Annotated in this window: 21 protein-coding genes; 14 read left to right on the top strand and 7 right to left on the bottom strand. The window is 37.5% G+C overall.

The annotated features are described in order from the left end of the window. Positions 1-355 precede the first annotated feature (355 nt). Complete coding sequence (locus tag IGJ55_RS03525; RefSeq protein WP_083244304.1) at positions 356-892, top strand: folate family ECF transporter S component; 537 nt, start codon at positions 356-358, stop codon at positions 890-892. A gap of 58 nt (positions 893-950) precedes the next feature. On the opposite strand, the gene IGJ55_RS03530 is transcribed toward IGJ55_RS03525, so the two are convergent. Together IGJ55_RS03530 and IGJ55_RS03535 are read right to left on the bottom strand one after the other, a co-directional pair. Then, on the bottom strand, positions 951-2,714 hold the full coding sequence (locus IGJ55_RS03530; RefSeq protein ID WP_207120986.1) for an ABC transporter ATP-binding protein: 1,764 nt from the start codon (positions 2,712-2,714) through the stop codon (positions 951-953). Further along, entirely contained in the window at positions 2,711-4,435 is a 1,725-nt protein-coding gene (locus IGJ55_RS03535; protein ID WP_429950264.1) for an ABC transporter ATP-binding protein, read from the bottom strand. The genes IGJ55_RS03530 and IGJ55_RS03535 overlap by 4 nt, the downstream gene beginning before the upstream one ends. Positions 4,436-4,601: 166 nt before the next feature. On the opposite strand from IGJ55_RS03535, the gene IGJ55_RS03540 reads away from it, so the two are divergent. The 3 genes from IGJ55_RS03540 (at position 4,602) to IGJ55_RS03550 (ending at position 7,535) form a co-directional block, all read left to right on the top strand. Continuing rightward, positions 4,602-5,447 carry a putative ABC transporter permease gene (locus IGJ55_RS03540; RefSeq protein WP_069639299.1) on the top strand — a complete coding sequence of 282 codons (846 nt, stop codon included), beginning with the start codon at positions 4,602-4,604 and terminating at the stop codon, positions 5,445-5,447. A 217-nt stretch (positions 5,448-5,664) separates the two neighbouring features. After that, a complete protein-coding gene (locus IGJ55_RS03545; protein ID WP_083244303.1) occupies positions 5,665-6,819 on the top strand; it encodes a 3D domain-containing protein in 1,155 nt (384 codons plus the stop codon). A 146-nt stretch (positions 6,820-6,965) separates the two neighbouring features. Continuing rightward, a complete protein-coding gene (locus IGJ55_RS03550; protein WP_069639297.1) occupies positions 6,966-7,535 on the top strand; it encodes a GNAT family N-acetyltransferase in 570 nt (189 codons plus the stop codon). Between the two features lie 23 nt (positions 7,536-7,558). Here IGJ55_RS03550 and IGJ55_RS03555 read toward each other — a convergent pair whose 3' ends face one another. Continuing rightward, complete coding sequence (locus IGJ55_RS03555; RefSeq protein ID WP_430608121.1) at positions 7,559-8,074, bottom strand: LURP-one-related/scramblase family protein; 516 nt, start codon at positions 8,072-8,074, stop codon at positions 7,559-7,561. A 42-nt stretch (positions 8,075-8,116) separates the two neighbouring features. Beyond that, positions 8,117-8,986 (bottom strand): Cof-type HAD-IIB family hydrolase, encoded by an 870-nt coding sequence (locus tag IGJ55_RS03560; protein ID WP_069639296.1) that lies wholly within the window; start codon positions 8,984-8,986, stop codon positions 8,117-8,119. A 179-nt stretch (positions 8,987-9,165) separates the two neighbouring features. Here IGJ55_RS03560 and IGJ55_RS03565 point away from each other — a divergent pair, with 179 nt between their 5' ends. The 5 genes from IGJ55_RS03565 (at position 9,166) to IGJ55_RS03585 (ending at position 13,598) form a co-directional block, all read left to right on the top strand. Then, positions 9,166-9,849, top strand: coding sequence for a uracil-DNA glycosylase (locus IGJ55_RS03565; RefSeq protein WP_069639295.1), 684 nt, complete (start codon positions 9,166-9,168; stop codon positions 9,847-9,849). A gap of 153 nt (positions 9,850-10,002) precedes the next feature. Further along, the gene (pta, locus tag IGJ55_RS03570) at positions 10,003-10,986 is read left to right on the top strand and encodes a phosphate acetyltransferase (RefSeq protein ID WP_069639294.1); all 984 of its coding nucleotides are present in this window, start codon (positions 10,003-10,005) and stop codon (positions 10,984-10,986) included. A 121-nt stretch (positions 10,987-11,107) separates the two neighbouring features. Then, the gene (gene tsaE / locus IGJ55_RS03575) at positions 11,108-11,581 is read left to right on the top strand and encodes a tRNA (adenosine(37)-N6)-threonylcarbamoyltransferase complex ATPase subunit type 1 TsaE (RefSeq protein WP_069639293.1); all 474 of its coding nucleotides are present in this window, start codon (positions 11,108-11,110) and stop codon (positions 11,579-11,581) included. Further along, on the top strand, positions 11,578-12,099 hold the full coding sequence (locus IGJ55_RS03580) for a GNAT family N-acetyltransferase (protein ID WP_069639292.1): 522 nt from the start codon (positions 11,578-11,580) through the stop codon (positions 12,097-12,099). Before tsaE ends, IGJ55_RS03580 begins: the two co-directional genes overlap by 4 nt. A 179-nt stretch (positions 12,100-12,278) precedes the next feature. Next, the gene (locus tag IGJ55_RS03585) at positions 12,279-13,598 is read left to right on the top strand and encodes a 6-phospho-beta-glucosidase (RefSeq protein ID WP_069639291.1); all 1,320 of its coding nucleotides are present in this window, start codon (positions 12,279-12,281) and stop codon (positions 13,596-13,598) included. Between the two features lie 24 nt (positions 13,599-13,622). Here IGJ55_RS03585 and IGJ55_RS03590 read toward each other — a convergent pair whose 3' ends face one another. From IGJ55_RS03590 to IGJ55_RS03600, 3 genes are read right to left on the bottom strand one after another with little or no spacing between them, the layout of a single operon-like run. Then, positions 13,623-14,375, bottom strand: a complete 753-nt coding sequence (locus IGJ55_RS03590; protein WP_069639290.1) for a MurR/RpiR family transcriptional regulator — start codon at positions 14,373-14,375, stop codon at positions 13,623-13,625. Between the two features lie 21 nt (positions 14,376-14,396). Next, on the bottom strand, positions 14,397-15,209 hold the full coding sequence (locus IGJ55_RS03595; protein WP_069639289.1) for an alpha/beta fold hydrolase: 813 nt from the start codon (positions 15,207-15,209) through the stop codon (positions 14,397-14,399). A gap of 15 nt (positions 15,210-15,224) precedes the next feature. Next, positions 15,225-15,737, bottom strand: a complete 513-nt coding sequence (locus tag IGJ55_RS03600; protein WP_429950967.1) for a GNAT family N-acetyltransferase — start codon at positions 15,735-15,737, stop codon at positions 15,225-15,227. Between the two features lie 383 nt (positions 15,738-16,120). Here IGJ55_RS03600 and IGJ55_RS03605 point away from each other — a divergent pair, with 383 nt between their 5' ends. From IGJ55_RS03605 to IGJ55_RS03625, 5 genes are all read left to right on the top strand, one after another. Then, on the top strand, positions 16,121-16,321 hold the full coding sequence (locus tag IGJ55_RS03605; RefSeq protein WP_239574202.1) for a hypothetical protein: 201 nt from the start codon (positions 16,121-16,123) through the stop codon (positions 16,319-16,321). Continuing rightward, positions 16,318-16,827, top strand: coding sequence for a phage major tail protein, TP901-1 family (locus IGJ55_RS03610; RefSeq protein ID WP_069639286.1), 510 nt, complete (start codon positions 16,318-16,320; stop codon positions 16,825-16,827). Before IGJ55_RS03605 ends, IGJ55_RS03610 begins: the two co-directional genes overlap by 4 nt. Positions 16,828-16,898: 71 nt before the next feature. Further along, positions 16,899-17,240 carry a tail assembly chaperone gene (locus IGJ55_RS03615; RefSeq protein WP_069639285.1) on the top strand — a complete coding sequence of 114 codons (342 nt, stop codon included), beginning with the start codon at positions 16,899-16,901 and terminating at the stop codon, positions 17,238-17,240. Positions 17,241-17,296: 56 nt separating this feature from the next. Continuing rightward, a complete protein-coding gene (locus tag IGJ55_RS03620; RefSeq protein ID WP_083244301.1) occupies positions 17,297-17,581 on the top strand; it encodes a hypothetical protein in 285 nt (94 codons plus the stop codon). Positions 17,582-17,596: 15 nt separating this feature from the next. Then, positions 17,597-19,603, top strand: a complete 2,007-nt coding sequence (locus IGJ55_RS03625; protein WP_430607315.1) for a phage tail protein — start codon at positions 17,597-17,599, stop codon at positions 19,601-19,603. The last annotated feature ends 6 nt before the right edge of the window (positions 19,604-19,609 follow it).

Genomic DNA, 19,609 nt, shown 5'->3' on the forward strand with positions numbered 1-19,609 from the left:
AAAGTAGATAATTTTCAAAAGAGATCAGCAGTTCGCTTCACTTTTCAATGATCTAGCTGCATGAAGCAGCCTTTGAGGAAAGTAGACAATATGAACATGGAACAAAAGACGTTCCATGTTCATATTCCTAACTTTCTAAAAGGCTAAACGCTTCATTCCGCTTTTCAATGATCTAGTTGCACGAACCATCTCTTTAGGAAAATAGACAAAGTATCAGTGAAACAAAAAGCGTTTCAATGCTACTTTCCTAATTTTCAAAAGAGATAAGCAGTTCGCTTCCCTTTTCTATATTCGCGGTTTTGTTTTCGCATTCGCTGCATATTTTGTGTAGCAGCTCTTAGAGGAGATGCTAGAAATGAATAAGACAAAGATTGAGACCCGAATCATTACGTTGATGAGTCTATTGATCGCATTAATGGTGGTTTTCACACGATTTATTTCGTTTGAAACCCAATTTTTACGTATTAGTTTTACCTTTATCCCAGAATCATTGATGGGCATTCTTTTTGGTCCGTTTTGGACAGGGATCGGTAGTGCTGTTGCTGATACAGTCGGCATGTTGCTGTTTCCTAAAGGACCTTATTTTCCAGGGTTTACCTTGAATGCGTTTATTTCCGGCGCGATTTATGGTTTCTTTTATTATAAGAAGGAGTTAACCTGGAAACGAGTGTTTTTAGCGACTTCATTAGTCACGTTGATCATTCATATGTTTCTAACACCACTATGGCTTGGTCTAATGTATGGCGTAGATCTCTCTAATCTGGCTTGGTGGATACCTAGGATTGTGAAGAACATCGTCTTTTTACCAATCCAAGTAGTTGCTACTTACTATTTAGGCAATAAAATTCCTTATAAGCAAATTTTAAATAAATCTTTAATTAATTTAAAATAAAAAGAACCTCAAACTGTCCTACATCCCAAGGAAGTTTGAGGCTTTTTTGTTCTTTATTTTACAGTTGATTTTTAAATTGAGCTTCATATAATGCGTGATAATACCCATCTTTTTTATCAATCAATTCATCATGACTGCCGATTTCAACAACAGATCCTTGTTCCATTACTAAAATTTTGTCCGCATTTTTAATGGTTGAAAGTCGGTGCGCAATCACAAAACTTGTTCGACCATTCATCATCTGTAAGAAGGCATCTTGAATATTTTTTTCAGTCAACGTATCGACCGAACTAGTTGCTTCATCTAAAATCAGCATTGGTGGATCACTGATCATCGTTCTTGCAATGGTCATCAATTGTCTTTGACCTTCAGAAATTTTGATGCCACTAGCACCAATCAAGGTGTCTAAACCCTCAGGCAAACGAGTAACAAAATCAAAAATATAGGCTTTGTTCATAGCAGCATTGATTTGTGCATCAGTTGCTTCTGGATTTCCATACGTCAGATTATCACGGATTGTGCTATCAAATAACCAAGTATCTTGTAAAACCATCCCAAAACTTTTTCGTAAACTGTCTCTTGTAATCTGCGTGATCGGATGACCATCGATTGAGATCTGACCGCTATCAACTTCATAAAAACGCATTAATAAATTGACTAAGGTTGATTTACCAGCACCTGTTTTTCCAACAATAGCAATGGTTTCACCAGGAAATGCCGTTAGGTTAAAATCTTGGATCAGTGGTTTTGAAGGCGTATAAGAGAAATCTACATGATCGAAGATCACTTTTCCCTTCGCATCATTTAAGACAAAACTATGTGGTCCATCTGTTTTTTCCTCAGACTGATTGATGATTTCAAACGTTCGATCTAGTCCAGCTAAAGCCGTTTGGATTTGCGTTGTGATTCCTGACAATTCAATAAACGGTTTAGAAAATTGACTAGAATAAATAGTGAAACTCGAAATAACACCGATCGTGATTGTTTGATTGCCGCTTAACAACAACAAACCACCCACAAGACCAATCGATAAATAAGCTAAATGATCAATAAAACGCGATAAAGGATTGGTTAAAGAAGAGGAGAATTGCGCTTTTTGACCGCGAACATATAATTGTTGATTTAATGCTTCAAAACGTTGTTGAGAAACGTTTTCTTGCTGAAAGGCTTTGACGATTTTTTGATTGCCAACCATTTCAGTAACGAAACCAGAAATCTCTCCAACAATTTTTTGTTGAGCAGAAAAGTTTTTCTGAGAAGAGGTTGCCACTAACCAATTGACGAGAAATATGATTGGTGTTGCAATTAAAACAACAACAGTAAGTAATGGGCTTAACTTGAGCATAAAGAAGAAGGCGATGACTACAACAGATAGTCCAGAAAAAAGCTGGTTAAAGACAGCTGAACAGGCCACCGAAATATTATCCATATCATTTGTAAAACGGCTGACGATATTTCCATGAGAAGTCTGATCATAATAATTTAAAGGCAATCGATTTAAATGAGCAAACGCATCCTTTCGAAGTTCAGCAACAGACAGGTAAGAAACACGATTACCTAAACGTTGGATCAGCCATTGACTAATAACAGTGATCATCAAAATACCTGCTAACGAACTAAGAAAATGGAACAAAAGCATAAAGTTGACGTGCCCTTTGGCAATCATTGTATCCACAGATTTTCCCATATAATAGGTCATTAAAACGGTTGTTAAACCGCTGAGGATGCCTAAAATGACCGCTGCGGTCATTTCTTTTGGATAACGTAACAAGTAAGGCATGAAACGATTCAATGAATTTGAGGTTCTTTTTTTTGTCTTCATTTTTCAGTTTCCTCCTCTTGTGATGCGACGATTTCTTGATAAGCTGTAGAATGGTGTAATAGTTCCTCGTGAGTCCCTAAGCCAACCTGTTTTCCACTAGCTAAAACGAGAATCTGATCAGCTTGTTGAATCGAGCTGATACGTTGTGAAATCAGGATAAGAGTTGTTTCTTTTAAATCTTGTTTTAGTGCTGTTCGTAAATTTAAATCGGTTTGATAATCCAAGGCGCTTAAAGAATCATCTAGAATCAACACGGCTGGTTTATGAATCAAGGCACGAGCAATAGTTAAACGTTGCTTTTGACCACCGGAAAAATTTTTGCCGCCTTCATAAACTTGCGTATCTAAACCGTCACTTAAATTTTCAACGAATTCTTTACATTGAGCAGTCTCGAGTGCTTGCCAACATTCGTCATCACTTGCCTTTTCTTTACCCCATTGAAGATTTTCTCGAATCGTTCCTGTAAATAAAATAGCTGTTTGAGGTGCAATTGCGATTTTTTTGCGTAGCTTATCTAGAGACCAGTCACGTACATTGATTCCATTGACAAATAGATTCCCTTCACTTGTATCATAAAAACGTGGAATCAATTGAGTCAGCGTACTCTTACCGCCACCTGTGGGACCAGTGATCCCTAGAACAGAATTTGCTGGGATTTCCAAGGAAATATCTGTCAATGCTAGTCCGGCAGTTGGCTGATAGCGGAAGGAGACATGATCGAATACGATGCCTTTGGCTTGTTCTTTAAAGGCTGGATCGAACTTTTCTGATTGAATACTAGGAACAACAGCGAGCACTTCACTCACTCTTGAGGCAGATGCTGAAGCTCGAGTAAAAATAATCACTAAATTTGACACAACGATCAAAGCCAGCAGCATTTGATTCATATAATTGATTAAAGCTAACACCTCACCTTGTTGCAGCCCGCCAATCTCGACTTTGATCCCGCCAAGATAAAGTAACGCTAAGATCCCAAGATTCATGACTAAGGTTGTAGCGGGAGTTAATAAAGCGGAAATATTTGAGACACGAATATAAATAGCAGAAAGGTCATCTGTTACGTTGTTGACTCGTTTTTCTTCCGTTTGTTTTCTAGCAAAGGCACGAATAACGCGGACACCACTCAAATTTTGACTGATCTGACGATTGAGCGAATCCAGTTTTTCTTGCACCTTCTTATATAAAGGTACAGTTGTTTTTATAATAAAATAAAGAATAAGACAAAAAATTGGCAGCATCAGTAGAAAAATAAAGCCCATTTGCACGTTGATGTAAAAGGCCATAATCACTGAACCGATACTTAAAAAGGGGGCCCGAATGACAAGGCGAATCAACATTGCTAAGGCTAACTGTAATTGATTGATATCATTCGTCATTCTTGTAATCAAGGTATCCGTTCCGAAGCTATTCAATTCAGCATGTGAAAGTTGATTGATCTTTTTCATCAGTTGATTTCTTAGTTCAGTTCCAAACCCTTGTGAAGCAATTGAGGAATAATATTGACAAATCATTACGCAAATTAGTCCGATGATCGACATCAAAAGCATCCAACCGGCCATTTGGATTACGTAGGCACGATCATTATTACGAATTCCTTGGTCAACTAAACGGGCCATAAATAATGGTAAGACTAACTCAAAACAAGCTTCTAAAAACTTAAAAAAAGGTCCAAGTATGATTTGCTTGCGGTACTTCTTCGCGTATCTAAGTAAATTGAACATGAATTTCCTCCTAAAATGAAAAGCGTATTACAGAATTTCTAAAAGATGAACATGATTTATTTTCCCTTCTATTGTATATCAATATTTCTTGAGAATAAAGTTGCTAGCATAAAACCATAATTATTTGTTACAATAGCTAGTAAATGCTGTTTGAAGGAGAAAATATATGAATGAATTTATCAAAATTGTTTTATTGTTTTTTATCTACTCGTTTGTCGGTTGGCTCTGGGAAACTGTTTACTGCTCATTAAAAGCTGGAAAGTTTGTCTATCGAGGGTTCTTAATCGGACCTTATTGCCCAATTTATGGCTTTGGTATTTTAGGTGTCCTGTATTTTTTAGAGCCGCTCAAACAAAATATTGTTGTTTTATATTTATTATCGACGATTCTAGTCACTATCTTAGAGTATATCACGAGTTATGGCTTGGAAAAATTATTCCACGCTTCATGGTGGGACTACAAAGATGTTCCCTTAAATATCAATGGCCGAGTTGCCTTGCCGGTATCGCTATTTTGGGGAATCGGCTGTGTATTGATCGTTCGTGTCATCCATCCCAAAGTCATGCTCCTTGAGACATTTTTATCTGAAAAATTTGGACTAGTACTACCGATCATTTTACTATTTTTGTTGCTTAGCGATTTAGTTTATACCTTAGTTAATATGCAGTCATTCAAAAAAGTTACGTCTCAACTCAATACAGCTGTGGAAGAACGTAAGCAAGAATTAACAGCAGTTTTGGCTGAAAAAAGAGAGGAGCTTGCAACGAATCTTTCTGAATTTAAAGAGTCCGTATCAGAAGAAATCAATGAACGGAAACAAGCTAAAATGACAGAAAGAATCACTTGGTTGGAAGAGTTCAAAGAAACGCCTGCAATCAAAAAATTAGTCACACATATGAGCTTTAATCAAAAGCGTTGGGTTCGAAATTATCCCAATTTGAAGCTGAAAAAGGTGAAAAACTCTTCTGAAGTCCAAGAAATCATCAAAAAAAACAAAAAGAATGTTAAATAATTTGGTGTGACTATAACAGTCGGAAAGAGTGTTTTATAACGCTTTAAAGCATTGGTATGTAAGCATTCTTTTCAGTAAAACACATTAGATAAAAACAAACAATGTTACAGCAAAAGGGATGTTTTCGCTGAAATGTAACAAATTGTAACGCTATTGAAATAAAATAAGCCTGATAGATTAGTATAATAGGTGGAGTTGGATTTAGTTAGGAAAGGTGTTGGATTCAGTGAAAGTAAAAAAATTGATACCATTTTTAGCTGCTATCATGCTAGTAAATGTTGCTCTTCCAGTTGGTGCCGCAGCAGAGTCATTAGACGAGCTGAAGGATAAAGAAACACAAGCCGCACAAACAGGAGAATCACTTAGCAAAGATATCAATACAGCTTTGAATGATGTTAATGAAAAATACGCTGAAATTGAAAAACTTAAAGCAGATATTTCAAAAGCTGAAGAAACAATCAAGAACTCTGAAGCTGAAATCACAGTGACAGAACAAAGCATTGCACGCCGTAAAGAAGTCGTTGGAAATCGTATGAAAGATATCCAGCTAAGTGGGGAACAGCGTACATGGCAAGTATTATTAGATGCTGAAAGTGTATCAGATTTCTTTAATAAAGCATATGCGATGACAATCTTACAAAATGCAGAACAAGAAAAAATCGATAGTCTATCTAAAGATAAAGAAAAATTGTCTGAACTTCAAGAAACTGTAAAAAATAAACAAGAAGAATTACAAACCAACGAAACGAAATTACAGGATGAAGCTTCAGCAATGGATGAACAAGTTGTGACATTAAAACAGCAATTATCTGATAATCAAGCAGCGTTACAACAAATCGCTGATCAAAAACAGACAGAAGAAAAACGAATCACAGATGAAAAGAATGCAGCTGAAGCGCGTAAGCAGGCAGAAGCCGCTCAAAGTAAAGCTAAAACGACTGTTTCATCGTCAAGTACAAGCAACAGTTCATCATTAAGCAGTGATTCAAGTAGCTCTTCTAGCGAAGAACAACCTGTTGTCACACCACCATCTCAGCCGGAAGAAGTACCAAGCGCTGGCGGGGATACTGGACAAGGCAATGCTAACGGGCGAGTACTCTACATGCAATCAACAGCTTATTCTTTTAGAGAAGCTGGTTCAGGATATATCACAGCGACTGGGATCGATCTTCGTTCACAAAGTAATGTGATTGCCGTTGACCCAAGTGTGATTCCACTAGGCTCATTTGTTGAAGTAGAAGGCTATGGCTTTGCGGTTGCTGGTGATACCGGTGGAGCAATCAAAGGGAATATTATTGATGTACATTTCCCATCTGTTGACCAATGTTTAACTTGGGGTCGCAGAAATAATGTCAAAGTTACAATTCAATAAAATCAAAGACACTCATTCGAGTGTCTTTTTTGCTGCAGATTTACTGTTTTTCTCATTGTTTGTTAAAACAAATTAAAAAAAAAGTGAATGTAATGCATTAACAAATAATAAATGGTACACTTCATTATAGAAAGTGAGGAATAACAATGATTCGTTTTGCAACAAAAGAAGACGGAGAGGCTATTGCTCCGTTGATCTTAGTTATTTTAAAAGATATGGAATTACCTTTATTAGAAATTATCCCAGAGAAAACACTTTTAGCCGTTCTAGCCGAAGCAGTAGCCGATCCAACTTATCGTTATGGCTATCAGCGAGGATTGGTTTATGAAGACAATGGGCATGTAGCTGGAATTGCTTTTGGTTATCCAAATGAAGACGAACCAATAATTGACGAACCGTTAAAAAAAGTCTTGCGTAAATACAATTTGGATGAAGAAATCAGAATATTTATCGATCCTGAAACATTACCGGGAGAGTGGTATTTAGATTCGATCTCCGTTGATGAAAAGTATCGTGGGACTGGAATCGGTTCTAAACTGTTAGATGCTTTGCCAAAAATGGCGAAGCGAGATGGTAAAGAAATCATTGGTTTAAGTGTAGACAAGGGAAATCCTAATGCTAAAAAATTGTATAGCCGCAAAGGGTTTAAAGATGTGGCTGAGATGATGATCAGCGGACACTTGTACGATCATATGCAGAAAAAAATCAGCGAATAAAATCCGCTGATTTTTTATGTATATCAACAAGTACCCCAACCAATGATTGGTTTGTGATTCTGATCTTTCTTTTTATTATATAGCCAATAATCTAAGACTGCTGCAATACAAATACATAATGGCGCATCTTCGTCATCTGCAACATCCAGGGTAAAGTAATTACCAGAGAAAAGAGTAGCCTTACCCATTTCCATCACTTTATGATTCACTTGGTAAATAGAATACCGATGATTTTTAATATCCCCTAAAACGGTCCAATGCATATGTTGGATATAATAAAAGTCAGCATTCAAATTTAAAATCTTCCGTAAAACACCGACTTTTTCAAATCCTTTATACAAGTCAAAACGTGAACCAAACGCAAAGGAGGTCTGTCTGATGCTAGCGACTAATTCACCACTCATCGTATATAAGGACAACGCATCACCACGTGTTCCCCAACGGCCAACAAGTAAGAAAATGGACTTGCCGTCTTCGTCTTTCACAATGGTTCTTGTAACCTTGCTCAATTGTTGTTCTTGAATAAAAAATTCAGACACCATCTCTCACCTCTTTTCCTTGTTGTTTAGCCGTTTAATACATTATAAATTTTCTCTAATTGCACGTAATATCGCTTCGCCGACCCCGTTTTCTAAGTTGGTAGACGTGATATATTTTGCATGATCTTTGACTTCTAATTCAGCATTGCCCATTGCGAAACTAACACCCGCCCATTGCAACATACTAACATCATTAAAATTATCGCCAATGGTCATCACTTCTTTTTCGGAAATTCCACGATCTTTTGCAACATGAGCGACTGCGATTCCTTTTTGAGCATTTTTGTGATTGACCTCAATATTATTTTGAGCAGAGGAAGTGACTGCTAAATCATTCAATTGTCTGATTTGAGCACTTGCCGGGCCTAATACTTTTGGTCCATCCATACTGAAACCAATGATTTTTAAGACTTCGATGTCGTCTTCTCTAATTAAAGTGCGCATATCCTCTATATAAGTGATATCTAATAAAGATAAATGCGCTGCAGCCATAGCAATAGCTACTTTATAGGTCAAATGGGGCATAGTCGTTGCAATATGTGAAGCAAAATTTTCAATTCTTTTTTCTTGTTGTTCAGAATAAATCCCCTTGTTTGTAGAGACTTCAAAATAGATATCGTGCGCTTCTAAAATATCTAAGATATCTGTTGCAGTTTGCTTTTCGATTCCTGCGGTAAAAAGTGAATTACCAGCCTTGTCAAATACTTTTGCACCATTCAACGTGATCATCGCACATTCGATCCCAGCTTCATCTAGAGCAGGTTTTGCTTCGGTATAGGCACGTCCTGTCGCAACCATAAATTCAATGCCTTGTCGTTCTGCTTCTCTGATTGCAGAAGCATTGTCCTTTGAAATCCCCATTTTTGAATCGAGTAATGTTCCATCCATGTCTGAAGCAATCAATTTAATCATAAAATTTTCTACCCCTCGTTTATTTAACTTACCTATAGTTTACCATGTTTTTGCAATTTCAGTGCAGAAAAAATTTTCTTGTCACTACTCAAAAAATCAGATATGCTTAATGTGTAAAAGAAATCTGTCAGAATAGTAGTTTTAATGAGTAAATAAAACCAATACAAGGAGGACAACATATGAAAGCTATTATCCATAATAGTTGGCAAGAGGTTTTAGAAGAAGAATTTACAAAAGAATATTATTTGAATTTACGTGATTTCCTGAAACAAGAGTATAACCAGCAAACCATTTATCCAGATATGTACCACATTTATTCCGCACTGGAATTAACACCTTATGAAGAGGTAAAAGTAGTAATATTAGGTCAGGATCCGTATCATGGACCAAATCAAGCACATGGTTTAAGTTTTTCTGTACAGCCTGGTGTGAGGATACCACCTTCTTTAATGAACATTTATAAAGAACTACAAGCGGATTTAGGGTATTCGCCAGTCTCACATGGCTTTTTAGAGAGTTGGGCGAAACAAGGTGTCCTTTTATTGAACACAGTTTTAACTGTTCGTAATGGTCAAGCTTATTCTCATCGAGGACAAGGCTGGGAAAATTTAACAGATGCCATCATCAAAAAGTTGAATGAACGTGATAAACCGATCGTATTTATTCTATGGGGCAAACCAGCACAAGAAAAAATTAAAATGATCGATACCAATAAACATATTATTATCAAATCACCCCATCCAAGCCCTTTGGCAGCCCATCGCGGCTTCTTCGGTTCAAGACCATTTTCAAAAGCAAATCAGGCTTTGGAGCAATTAGGGGAGACACCAATCAATTGGCAGTTGCCTGATACAGTGTCTTAAAACAGAACAATCTGTTATAGTGCAGTAGAGCTAGTTTGTGAAAATAATATCAGAATCAGCATTTTTTACACTAATACAGCTATAAATAACTGTTATTTTCTTGGAGAATGGTGTATGATTAGTTTGTATAAATAATCAGTTGGAGGGTATATCGTGGAATTATTCGATAGCTTAAAATTTAAAGTCATTCGCCGTAACATCAAAATTGTTTTCCCAGAAGCAACAGATCCTCGTATTTTAGGAGCTGCAGCTCGTTTGAAAGCAGAAGAATTAATGGAACCAATTTTGATCGGTAAACAAGAAGCGATTGTGGAAGCAGCACATGCTCGTGGAATCAAAACATCTAACTTTACGATTATCGATCCAGATAATTATGATGGATGGGAAGAAATGGTTACAGCGTTTGTTGAACGTCGTAATGGAAAAGTTACAGAAGAAGACGCACGTAAGATTTTAAAAGACGTCAACTATTTTGGAACAATGCTAACTTACATGGGATTTGCTGATGGTATGGTCAGTGGTGCAATCCACTCAACTGGAGACACTGTTCGTCCAGCCCTACAAATCATCAAAACAAAACCAGGCGTTAGCCGTACAAGTGGTGCAATGATCATGGTTCGTGGCCGTGATCAAGAGAAATATATTTTTGCTGATTGCGCGATTAATGTAAATCCAACAGCCCAAGAATTAGCTGAGATCGCTGTTGATAGTGCAAAAACTGCTGAATTATTCGATATCGAACCAAAAGTAGCAATGATGAGTTTTTCTACTAAAGGTTCAGCAAAAGCACCAGAAGTTGATAAAGTAGTTGAAGCAACTAAAATTGCGAAAAGCTTAGCCCCAGAACTTGAGATCGATGGTGAATTACAATTTGATGCGTCATATGTTGCGTCTGTTGCACAATTAAAAGCACCAAATTCATCTGTAGCGGGACAAGCAACAGTCTTTGTTTTCCCAGAGTTACAATCAGGAAATATTGGCTACAAGATTGCGCAACGCTTAGGTAACTTTGAAGCGATTGGTCCAATTTTACAAGGATTAAACAAACCAGTTTCTGATTTATCTCGTGGTGCAAATGAAGAAGATATCTACAAATTATCAATTATCACTGCTGCACAAACATTAATGAACGAGTAAGCTATTAGAGAACTGAAACTAGACGCTCAGCGTTTTGTCTCAGTTCTCTAGTTTTTTTTGTGAAAATTCGGTATACTACACTACATAGAAATATCAATTGTTGAAATAAGTAGGTGAAAAAATGGATATTATGCTCAACAATCCAAAAGAAACAGAAGGAATTGCGAAAATTATCGGTTCGGTCGCTGCCCCAGGAGATACGATCATACTTTCCGGAGATTTAGGTGCAGGAAAAACAACCATGACCAAAGGAATCGCAGTAGGCTTAGGTATCGATCAAATGATCAAAAGTCCTACTTATACAATCATTCGTGAATATCAGCAAGGGCGCTTGCCACTGTATCATATGGATGTTTATCGTATTGAACATGGTGCAGATGATCTTGGCTTAGATGAATATTTTGAAGGTGATGGCTTATCTGTTGTCGAATGGGGTAAACTATTAGGAGAATTTTTACCGACAGATTATTTAGACATCACGATAACGAAAGATTCTGAAGATATGGAAAAAAGAATCGTTTCCTTTCAAGCAATTGGCACGCAAGCAGAACGATTTTTAGAACGCATTCACAAAAAAATGGAGGACCATGTATGACAGAAGTTGAGTTTACGATTCGAGAAGCCATTCCAGATGATGCCACAGAGATTTTACAGGCATTAAAAATCATCGGCAGTGAGACTCCTTTTCTTGTAATGGATGAAAAAGGAATGGGCATGACATCAGCTGAGATGAGTGAGAACTTAGCAAACCTATATGAATCTGTGAATAACGTGTTAATGCTTGCTTTAGCGGATGGGAAGGTCATTGGTACAGCTTCTGTTAAAGCATCATCGAAAAAGCGAATGGAACATATTGGGGAAATCGGTATCAGTATTTTAAAGGATTATTGGGGGTTTGGGTTAGGTAGCTTGATGATGGAAGAGCTGATCGAATGGGCAAAAGAAAGTAAGGTTATCCGCCGGCTAGAATTGACTGTTCAACATCGCAATCAACGTGCAGTCCATGTTTATGAAAAAATTGGCTTTCAAACAGAAGCGATCATGGCTCGTGGTGCAAAAACGGATGAGGGCGAATTATTAGATGTGCATTTGATGAGTTTAATGATTGATTGAGAGAGGTAAAGTATTGGACATGAAAATAGTGTTCAATCCTTTTTTTGTAACGTCTTGATACATCAATGTTACAAGTGACTTCTTCTTTTGTTCTGTAACCACTTTCTTCTTTCCTATATATTCTCAATCAGCAAAAGGCTATACTAGAATCAGATAAAACGCTTAAGGAGCTGAACGAGATGTCAAAAGGAATTAAAATCGTTACGATCGGTGGAGGATCAAGTTATACACCAGAATTAGTGGAAGGATTTATTAAACGTTACGATGAATTACCTGTACGTGAGTTATGGCTAGTTGATATTGAAGCAGGAAAAGAAAAACTAGAAATCGTTGGAGCAATGGCAAAACGGATGGTCAAAGCCGCTGGTATTAACTGTGAAGTTCACTTGACATTAGATCGTCGTGAAGCACTGAAAGATGCTGATTTCGTTACAACTCAATTACGCGTAGGGCTTTTAGATGCACGTATTTTAGACGAACGCATTCCATTAAGCCACGGCTTGATCGGTCAAGAAACAAATGGTGCTGGCGGTATTTTCAAAGCGTTGAGAACTGTTCCAGTGATTTTAGATATCGTAGAAGATATGAAAGAGCTTTGCCCAAATGCTTGGTTGATCAACTTTACGAACCCAGCCGGTATGGTGACAGAAGCGGTTTTACGTTACGGAAATTGGGATAAAGTTGTCGGTTTATGTAATATTCCAGTCAATGCAGTCTTTGAAGAAGCCGAATTATTAGGTGAAAATAACCATGATTTATTCTTCCAATTTGCTGGAATCAATCATTTACATTGGCATACAATTACAGATAAAAACGGAAAAGATCGTACAGATGAATTAATTAAAGTAATGTATGGTCAAGAGGATGCTAAATCAATCGTAGCCAATATCAAAGACAATAACTTGATTTGGGAACAAGTTGAGAACCTACACATGGTTCCATGTCCGTACCACAATTATTATTATTATACAGATAAAATGTTAGCTGAAGAATTAGAAGACTTCAAAAACAATGGCACACGTGCTGAAAAGGTCAAAGAAATCGAGCATGAATTGTTTGAATTATACAAAGATCCTAATTTAGACTACAAACCAAAACAATTAGCAGAACGTGGTGGCGCACGCTACAGTGATGCAGCGTGTGAAATCATCAACTCGATCCACAATGACAAACGTACAACAATGACTGTCAGCACTAGAAACAACGGTACGATCACAGACTTACCTGCTGAAAGTGCCGTAGAAGTAACGTGTACAATTACTGGAAAAGGCCCCGTTCCTTATAACTTTGGCAGCTTTAAACCCCAAGAACGTGGGTTACTACAAGTAATGAAATCAATGGAAGAATTAACGATCGAAGCGGCTGTTACAGGTGATTACGGGACATTATTACAAGCCTTTACGATGAATCCCTTAATCACAAGTGGAAATGTCGCTAAAGAAGTGATGGATGAATTGTTAGAAGCACATAAACACTATTTACCAGCTTTCTTTAAATAAGAGAAAAAACAAGGCAACTCGTTTTTATGAGTTGTCTTGTTTTTGTTTTTGGACTTCCTTTGCTAGATACTCCACCGTATAAAGAGCTGGCACCTGAGACGTAATATCACTATCCCCAATTCTTTCCGTAGAAATATAATAAGGAATATTTACATCGGAAAGCGCAGCAATCGGAGATTTTTCACTATTCGTGATCGAAATGATCGTACTATCATTTGTAATAAAATGATTCAAATAATTAATGATGGCTTCATTTTCACCACTAACTGAAAGAGCAATCACACACACATTTTTCGCCATACTTTTATTGAAAAAATTCACAGGATGGTTGATCGGATCTTCAATATGAAACGCCATACTGAAAATAGAAGAAAAATACAAGGCACCATATTCAGCAATGATATTTGAAGAGCCTGTTCCAATAAATAAAACAAGATCTTTTTCAGACAACAATTTAGCCGCGGCTTGAATTCGTTCTTGAAAAAAAGCCTCAGTAGACCGTTGGATAAAATGAGTAAAAGAGGTTTCATCTACAGCATGGGTTGTCACAGGTTCTGCCAAAGATTTGCGATATAAGTTCAATTTGATTTTAAATTCAGAGAATCCTTCACAACCAAATTTTCGGCAAAAACGCAAAATACTAGCAGTACTACTATGGGTTTCTTGGGCGAGCTCACGAATCCGCATATACACCACTTCGTCAATATGAGCTGCAACATATTTATAGATTTCTAAATCGATGGGGCTAAGGTCAGGACTATGATCTAAAAATAACAAGATATTCCCTACTTTCTTTGATCAATGATTAGGAACTGCTTCGCTTAGAAAAAAGTCGATCACAAGTGATGCAACCAATTCTGGCGCTTCTAAATTTGCTAAATGAGCGACATTGGGAATCCCTACTTTTTTAGCATGACTGATTTTTTGATATAAAAAGGTAGAAATATCTTGAAAATCAGCAACATCCAAATCGCCAATCATAATCAATACTGGTAACTTGAGCTGATCTAATCGAGCAGACAAGGGTTGAGTTGGTGACATTTCTTTGATTGGTCGAGCTGGTTCCGGTTTAGTAAGAGCCGTCATTTGCATTTCACGAATACGCTCTTTTATTTGAGGAGCAATTGCTTCAGGTCGACGATCTCTTAGAATCCACGTTCGATAATTAAGCTCTGCTACTTGATCAAAGGACTTCGCTGTCAATAACTGCTCTTCCTTTTCATCATATTGCTGCAAGGCTTCTGAAAAATTCCATTCGTCAATGGCGGAAGACTCTAAAGCCAAACACAAACACCGTTCAGGATTTTCAGTGACAAAATCTAAGGCTATTCTTCCACCAAATGAAGCGGCAAAAATGTACGTTTGCTTAATTTTCAAATGATCTAGGAGTTCATTAATGATCATTGTATAAGAAAAAGCGCCTCCTGTAAATGAACTCTGACCAAAGCCAGGTAAATCAAATCGAGTGACTTGAAACTGCTGAGATAATGAATGAAATTCATAATCCCACATTCGTGAATCCGCAATTCCAGCATGAATCAGCAACAGATGTGGTCCTGATCCTTTAGAGTCAAAATAAATAGTTGCGCCAGAAACACTTAGATAAGGCATGTGATCCCTCCATGATTAATTAGTTAAATCAATACTATATACAAAATGACGAACGGGCAGACCAGAATAGTCTTTATCAAATTCTTTGACGATGGTCATACCATTTTTCTCAGCAACCATGCGAGAAGAAAGGTTCGTATCTCGAATGATGGAACAGATTTTTTCCGCTTTTAATTCATTTTTCGCATAGCTTATACACAATTGGCTAGCAGACGTTGCATATCCCTGATTCCAATAGCGTTTATTGACTAAGTAGCCAATTTCTAATAATGATTCAGCTTCAACATCAGAATAGACAATCCCACATTGACCAATAAAGTGTTGCTTTTTTTGATCGATGATCGCCCACAGACCAAAGCCGTTTTCTTGATAGCTTGTTAAATTCCAGTTCAGCCATGCGTTGACTTTTTCTTCTGAAAATGCTGATTCATAGGTGTACATCGTTTCTTTATCTTGTAAAATCAAACATAAATCATCAAAATCAGCGGGTGTGAATTCTCTTAAATAGAGTTGTTCATTTTCGCTTATTTTTTTACCATCGCTTTTCTCCTTTAATTTAGACGTTCACTCAAGATAGACAAAGGACCATGTGCTCCGTTGATGCTTCGTTTTGATCATTAAAGTTCTGTTTTTTTAAGGCACTTTTTCACATATCATTCATACAAATGCTTCAGCTATCTATCAGAAAGAACGTTTCTCTATTTTACCATAGTAATAGGTTAAGTCTGTAAAAAACACGTTGTAAAAAGCCAAACTGTGAAAGGAAAGTAACAGAATCTTGGGATGATTTTAACAGAACCCTGGGAGTTTCGCATCGTTATATCTTTGTATACTAGGTTCATCAAGTACGAACGGCTGTAACGATTTGATACTTAAGTCGCCCGTGACTTTAAATGAGAGGAGATGTCAAGTTGAAATCAAATGATCGTTTTGTGTCAGAAAATCAATATTTTACTTTTGAGCAGCAGAATCAGGTAATCAAAAAACAATTGAAAGTGATCGGAAAGCTGCAAAAAAGGGTGAAAGCAGAACAACGACGAAAAAATCAGCTTGCATCTCAATTAAAAAAATTGAAGCAGCAACAACACACTAAGGAGGAAATAAACAGATGACAGCATTAAGCGGAGTAGATGTAGTTTGGCGTTTTCGTTTAGCCGAAGACGAAGGAAATGAACGTGCCTGGGGCTTAGCATACAGCACAGAAAATGGCTATTCAAAATCAAAAGAAAGTGAATCAACTGTTACGAAAGATGGTAGCGTAGTGACACCAGGAGCAACCGAAACAACCGTAACGGCAACAACACTATATAAAATCGGTTCAACACAAATCGATAAATTAGAAACAGCAATGGATGAAAATAAACGTGTTCAAATTTGGCGTATCAACACCAAGGAGATTGGCACTGGCAACAACGAAGGGAAATTCAAAGCGAAATATTTTGAAGGCTATTTTACTTCGTTTGAAGAAACAGATTCAGCTGAAAATAAAGTGGAATACTCTTTGGAATGGGCAATCGAAGGCGCAGGTAAGAATGGTTTTGCAGCATTGGAGCTTGATACTTCTGAAGGTGGCGACTATGAATTCAAAGACACTGTTAAAGTGGAAACAACGCCGTAATGATTGATACGCAAGTACACATTTTAAGAGGTTAGTCTGACTAACCTCTTTGGAAATCAGGAGGAATAAATATGGAACTTACAATGAACGAAAAAATAGTCAGCTGTAAATTTGGGTACGGATTTTTAAAAGAAATCAATAAGCGTTATTCAGTAGAACGTGGTGGAATGCAGTTGAAATTAGGCGTTGGCGCCATCGTTTCAAATTTGCTTTTATCAGATGTAGATACTCTTTTTGAAGTATTGTTGATTGCAAATATGACCGAGAAACCGCGAATGACAGTCAAATGTTTAGAAGAGTACGTTGAACAAAACGGTACGAAGAATCTGTTTGAAGAAGTGATCGATGAGCTAAAAAAGTCGGAATATACCGGGATGATGACCAGCAAGATGTTGGAAGAAACACAAGCGTAAAATCGATCGAATTTGATGAAGTCTATGAGCAGGTTCGTTTAAACTGTTTACGTTTTTTGAAAATCGAAGATTTTACTGAAATCGACCGCTTGACGATTCCTGATTATGAGTTGCGAATGAGAGCATATCAATTGAAGCAACTGGATCGGCAATATGAGATCCATATGCAAGCATGGGCTACAGTGATGGCTGGACAAACGCGAAAAGGCAAACCAATTTTTAGGACCTTTGATAAATTTTTCGATTATCGCAAAGCAGAAAAGAAACTACTAGGCAGACAACAAAGAACGTCTCCAGATAAAGAAAAACTTCAAAATTGGATCGCGAATTTTAATTCATAGGAAAGGAGGGGAAAAATGGACTATAAAATTAATGTAAAGGCCATCTTATCTGCTGTAGATGGAGGCTTAAACGGAGCATTAACTCAAATAACTGAAAGCACTGCTCAATTAGAAACACAAATCAATCAATTATTTTCTTCTTTTTCAAACCCGGGCACAGCAAAGGATACTTTTAATGAAATAAAAGGCTCCCTAGAAGAATTAGATAGTGCTTTAGAGAAATTTGGTTTACCCTCTGTTGAATCAATGTTTACAAGCTTTGGTTCACAGGCAACAAGTCAACTAGGAAAAGCTGCAGAGGCGTTCAATGCACTAGGTAAAAAATCACAGGGACTAAGTGGGATTGTTTCAACTAGTTTTAGTAAGATGCAATCACCCTTTAAAGAATTACCTACAAAAATGTTAGACCCGTTTATCTCATTAGATTCTAAAGTAACTGGCTTTACACAAAATCTAGCCAAAACAGTGACAAGCTTAGCGCCACAGATGGCATATGGCATGCTGTCTTTAGAAGTAGGCGTAGGAAAAGCAATGGATAAAATGGGTTCAGGTGCATTGAATGTAGCAGGTTTTTTTGAATCGATTTCATTAGGTTCTAAAAAAATTGCTGGAGAAGTTCCCTTGGTCACAAAAGCCTTTGGCGGCATCGGTCAAGGAATCCAAAAATCTGCCGGAGTAGGGACAACCGCTATGACGACAATGATTCAAGGATTAACATCTGTTTTCGGGGTTGCTTTACAAGCATTGGGGCCAGCAGCGATTTTGGGTGTTGCTCTTGTCGGTCTAGGATTAGTGAACAGCCAATTCGGAGATCAGCTGGGAGGAATGATTACTACCGCAATTGAAAAAGGCCCCGAAGTGATCCAAGGTTTTATCAGTGGAATCATTTCCAAATTACCCGATTTAATGGCTTCAGGAACACAATTGATTGCAGGTCTTGCAGAAGCGATCGCTGTCAATCTTCCTGTAATCATGCAAAGTGCAGTCGATCTGATTAACGCACTCGTTCAAGGTGTGATTGAAAGCTTACCAACCTTGATTCCAGCAGCTTTAATGTTGATCGAATCTTTAGCCACAAGTTTACTATCAGCAGCACCACAGTTGTTGATGACAGGTTTAGATTTATTGATTGCGTTAGTTGACGGAATACTGGCGAATAAGGACCAAATCATTGATACAGTAACCAATATAATTGAGGCCTTCACTGCAAATATCACAAATAATTTACCGTTGATCATTGACAAAGGGATCGAAATTTTAACCAAGCTAGCTGAAGGGGTAGCCTCTGTTTTACCTGCATTAGTTCCAGTGGCATTGCAAGCTATTACGACCTTAGTTAGAACCCTATCTGAAAATTTACCGAAACTATTAGATGCAGCAGTAGAAATTGTTGGAAAACTGTGCGAAGGATTGTTAGCGAATTTGCCACAAATCTTAGCTGCCGCAGTTGAACTTATTTTAGCTCTAGTAAAAGGCATCGGAGAAAGTATCCCGAAAATCATTGCAGCTGGTGCTAAAATTGTGTTGAAACTTCTTGAAACAGTGATCAAAGCGGTTCCAGATTTAAAAGAAGCCGGCACAAACTTAATCCAAGGCCTGATTGATGGGATCAGTGGTATGGCTAAAGCAGCGTTAGATGCCGTTATGGACATTGGAAAAAGCATTGGAGATACCTTCAAAGGTCTGTTCAAAATCCATTCTCCATCTCGCTGGATGCGAGATGAAATCGGCGCAATGCTGCCAGCAGGTCTTGCCATTGGGATCGAAAGAAATGCTCATGTAGTAGATCAACCAATGGACAAACTAGCTTCACAAATCATGCTACCAAGCCTAGACAGTTTAGATCAGCATTTGGCAACAGTACAAGATGTGTCCGTCCAATCCAGCAGTAAACAAATGCAAGTTCAAACCAAACAACCAGCAACATTCAACATCAAACTCGGCAATCAACAATTCAAAGCCTTTGTTTCAGATATTTCAGAAGCAATGGGACAAGATTCTGCTATTAACTTAGCATTTTAGAAGGAG

The organism is Enterococcus sp. AZ170 (assembly GCF_050545135.1).
Classification (GTDB): Bacteria; Bacillota; Bacilli; order Lactobacillales; family Enterococcaceae; genus Enterococcus_L; species Enterococcus_L ureilyticus.

What these genes read in the sequence shown, in the direction of transcription:
- IGJ55_RS03525 (WP_083244304.1), top strand. Translation starts at nt 356, where the DNA reads ATGAATAAGACAAAGATTGAGACCCGAATCATTACGTTGATGAGTCTA.
- IGJ55_RS03530 (WP_207120986.1), bottom strand. Translation starts at nt 2,714, where the DNA reads ATGAAGACAAAAAAAAGAACCTCAAATTCATTGAATCGTTTCATGCCT.
- IGJ55_RS03535 (WP_429950264.1), bottom strand. Translation starts at nt 4,435, where the DNA reads ATGTTCAATTTACTTAGATACGCGAAGAAGTACCGCAAGCAAATCATA.
- IGJ55_RS03540 (WP_069639299.1), top strand. Translation starts at nt 4,602, where the DNA reads ATGAATGAATTTATCAAAATTGTTTTATTGTTTTTTATCTACTCGTTT.
- IGJ55_RS03550 (WP_069639297.1), top strand. Translation starts at nt 6,966, where the DNA reads ATGATTCGTTTTGCAACAAAAGAAGACGGAGAGGCTATTGCTCCGTTG.
- IGJ55_RS03560 (WP_069639296.1), bottom strand. Translation starts at nt 8,986, where the DNA reads ATGATTAAATTGATTGCTTCAGACATGGATGGAACATTACTCGATTCA.
- IGJ55_RS03565 (WP_069639295.1), top strand. Translation starts at nt 9,166, where the DNA reads ATGAAAGCTATTATCCATAATAGTTGGCAAGAGGTTTTAGAAGAAGAA.
- tsaE (WP_069639293.1), top strand. Translation starts at nt 11,108, where the DNA reads ATGGATATTATGCTCAACAATCCAAAAGAAACAGAAGGAATTGCGAAA.
- IGJ55_RS03580 (WP_069639292.1), top strand. Translation starts at nt 11,578, where the DNA reads ATGACAGAAGTTGAGTTTACGATTCGAGAAGCCATTCCAGATGATGCC.
- IGJ55_RS03585 (WP_069639291.1), top strand. Translation starts at nt 12,279, where the DNA reads ATGTCAAAAGGAATTAAAATCGTTACGATCGGTGGAGGATCAAGTTAT.
- IGJ55_RS03595 (WP_069639289.1), bottom strand. Translation starts at nt 15,209, where the DNA reads ATGCCTTATCTAAGTGTTTCTGGCGCAACTATTTATTTTGACTCTAAA.
- IGJ55_RS03610 (WP_069639286.1), top strand. Translation starts at nt 16,318, where the DNA reads ATGACAGCATTAAGCGGAGTAGATGTAGTTTGGCGTTTTCGTTTAGCC.
- IGJ55_RS03615 (WP_069639285.1), top strand. Translation starts at nt 16,899, where the DNA reads ATGGAACTTACAATGAACGAAAAAATAGTCAGCTGTAAATTTGGGTAC.
- IGJ55_RS03625 (WP_430607315.1), top strand. Translation starts at nt 17,597, where the DNA reads ATGGACTATAAAATTAATGTAAAGGCCATCTTATCTGCTGTAGATGGA.